Consider the following 2,606-nt stretch of genomic DNA (forward strand, 5'->3'; position numbering starts at 1 on the left):
GCGCGCCACCGAGCATCGTGACGCAGTACATCGAGCAGCAGAACCGTCCGGCTTAGGGCACTACTCGGGCCCTGGCGGCCCTCCCAGCGCGGGCCTACACCCCCGGCCTGAAGGCCGGAGCACTGGCCCACATTCCGGTAGCTAGTGGTGGCGGTTGGGTCCGTGCGGGTCGGGCCCGACTTCGTCGGGCAGCGCCTCGTCGTCGGGCCACGTCTGGTCGTCGGGCGCTGTCCCCTGTCGCGCGGCGGGCGGCGACTGGTAGGTGGATGCGGGCGGCTGGTAGATGGGTGCTGGCGGGTATTCCTGCGCCGGCTGTTGGGCCGGATCGGCGGGTGTCGAGGGGTACCCGGGCGTGGGCTGGTCCGGGTACCCGGACGCCGGCGAAAACGGGTATGTTGCGGCCGGGGACACCAGCTCGACCGACGCGGCCCGGCGGCGGGCACGGCGCCGCAGAAGCAGCACCACGAGCACGATCAGCCCGATCACCAGCGCGCCGCCGGCCGCGCCGCTGGCCCAGATCAGCCAGCCGGCTCCGTCGGCAAATTTGTCTTCGATCTTCTGCAGTTCGGTGGCGTTCTGCCGGTACGTCTGCGCGACCGAGTTCACCGGCGCGTTCTCTACGACGGTGCCGAGCTGGCTGATGGCGGTCTCGTAGTCACCGGCGAAGTAGGCGTCGAGCCCGCTGCGGAACAGTTTGTCGGTCTCGCCCAACGCGTTGTCGACGCCCGCCTCGGTGAGCAGCGCGGTGATGGTTTGCATCGGCACCAGCGCACGGTTCGCCCGGTCGGGCAGTTCCAGGTCGTTGTCGAGCACCCCGACGACGTGGCCGTTCGTGTCGATCGCCATCCCGCCGAGCGAGTGGATGCCGACGTCCTCGTTGACCCGGTACAGCGACGCGGAGCCGCGGGTGCCGGTACCGATGACCTTCACCGGCTTGGAGCGCAGCGAGTACGTCGCCGTGCGGGGATCGACCTCGTCGGTGGCGTAGCCGACCACGACCAGCGAAGCCCCCGGGTCGGGGGTGCCCGACGACGCCAGTTCGACCGCGGGCAGGTTCTGCTGTTCCAGCTTGACCAGGGCGATGTTGCCGGCGTCGGCGTCCAGCACCTCGACCACCTCACCGGGGATCGCCGGGCTCTCCGTCAGACCGCCCGTGGGTGCCACGCCGAGCTGCCCGTACACCTGATGGTCCGGCTCGTCTGCGGCCTCGATGCCGGTGAAGATGCTCTGGCGGAGGTTGTCGGCGACGTAGCGGTCGAGTGCGTCGGCCTCGAGGGTTTTCTCCGCGATCAGGATGCGTCCGAGCGAGTAGAGGGCGTTCTGCGCCGCGGTGTCCTTCGCCGGCCGAACGCAGAGCCCGTTGGTGATCACCTCGCCGCCGGTGCCGACGACGAAGCCGCTGCACCGCCGGGTGAACGTGATCGGCGACGCGCGCAGCGGTGCGCCGGACTGCTTGTCCCGCAGGTATCCGGTGTAGACCAGTTCGACGTAGACCAGTGACGGCGAGGCGATCGCTAGGGCACGCTCATCCAGCGTGTACGGCGGAGCTGCGGCCGCCGGGGTCGGCGCCACAAGGGCCGCCAGCGCCGCGGCGACCGCTGCCGCGTACGCGACGACGCCGGTCAGCCACGACGCGCCCGCGCCGACCGTACGGGATAGATCTCGCCTAACAGTCATTTTTGGACTCACAGGTTGGGCTGGTGCTGGTAGCGTCTTCCACCCTACGCACCAGTCGCGACCGCGACCGCCGAGGCCGAAGAGAAGCTGAACGCCGGCCGGAGGCCGGGTCACCACGGTTCACGGTGCCGTTGTGAAATTCGAGCGGATCACCGTCGACCCTGCTAGATGAGTGAGGCACCGTGTATCCGTGGGTTGCGCATCCCGGTGGCGACGGTGGTGGCGATGGTGGCGGACGGCATGAGCGCGGACGAGATCGTCTCGGAGCTGCCGGACCTGGCCGTTATGACGTCTGGGAGGCGCTGCGCTTCGCGGCCGAGGCTGTCCGGGAACGGGAACTCCCGTTGCATCACGCGGCATGAGGTTCCTGGTCGACAACAACCTGTCGCCAACGGCGGCGACGGGTCTGCGCTCTCACGGGCACGATGTCGAGCGCGTGAGGGGACGACGGCTTAAACGGGGTCGCTGGTGGGCTGTACGGCGGTTAGACTGCCGAACCTGGTCGCCCGCCTGCGTTACTGGGGGGTGTCCCTATGGGTTCTGTCAAGTAGCGAGGCGGGGTTCGTCCGCCGTTTTGGGCTGGTATGGCCGTTGGGTGCGGAGCATGGCGTGGAGGACGTCGACGCGGCGGCGGGCGAGGCAGATGAGTGCGGCGTTGTGCTTCTTGCCCTCAGCGCGTTTGCGGTCGTGGTAGGCGCGGCTGAGCGGGTCGGCGATGGCGGCGAACGCGGACGGGAAGGACGCGCGTTTTAGCTGTTTGTTGCCGCCCTTGGGTGGGTGTTCGCCGCGGATGCTGGTGCCGGAGCGGCGGGTGACCGGGGCCAGGCCGGCGTTGGCGGCGAGGTGGCCGGGGGTGGGGAACGAGGTGCATGCGTGGCGCGCGGGCTTTGACGATCTCGGTGAGTTTCGCCCGGCCGGCCCTGCGCAGC

3 protein-coding genes are annotated in these 2,606 nt (G+C 69.6%); 1 reads left to right on the forward strand and 2 read right to left on the reverse strand.

Annotated features, from left to right (window positions below; translation table 11 throughout):
* Positions 1-141: 141 nt before the first annotated feature.
* Complete coding sequence (locus tag ACFHWS_RS28370; protein ID WP_416569563.1) at positions 142-1,677, reverse strand: trypsin-like peptidase domain-containing protein; 1,536 nt, start codon at positions 1,675-1,677, stop codon at positions 142-144.
* A gap of 225 nt (positions 1,678-1,902) precedes the next feature.
* Between ACFHWS_RS28370 and ACFHWS_RS28375 the strand changes: the two genes are divergently transcribed.
* Positions 1,903-2,133, forward strand: a complete 231-nt coding sequence (locus ACFHWS_RS28375) for a hypothetical protein (RefSeq protein WP_416557645.1) — start codon at positions 1,903-1,905, stop codon at positions 2,131-2,133.
* Between the two features lie 87 nt (positions 2,134-2,220).
* On the opposite strand, the gene ACFHWS_RS28380 is transcribed toward ACFHWS_RS28375, so the two are convergent.
* Positions 2,221-2,606, reverse strand: a 386-nt coding sequence (locus ACFHWS_RS28380) for a transposase (protein ID WP_416557644.1), incomplete at its 5' end; no start/stop codon positions are given.

Origin of the sequence: Micromonospora sp. LOL_013 (assembly GCF_048060315.1) — a bacterium.
Lineage (GTDB): Bacteria > Actinomycetota > Actinomycetes > Mycobacteriales > Micromonosporaceae > Micromonospora_E.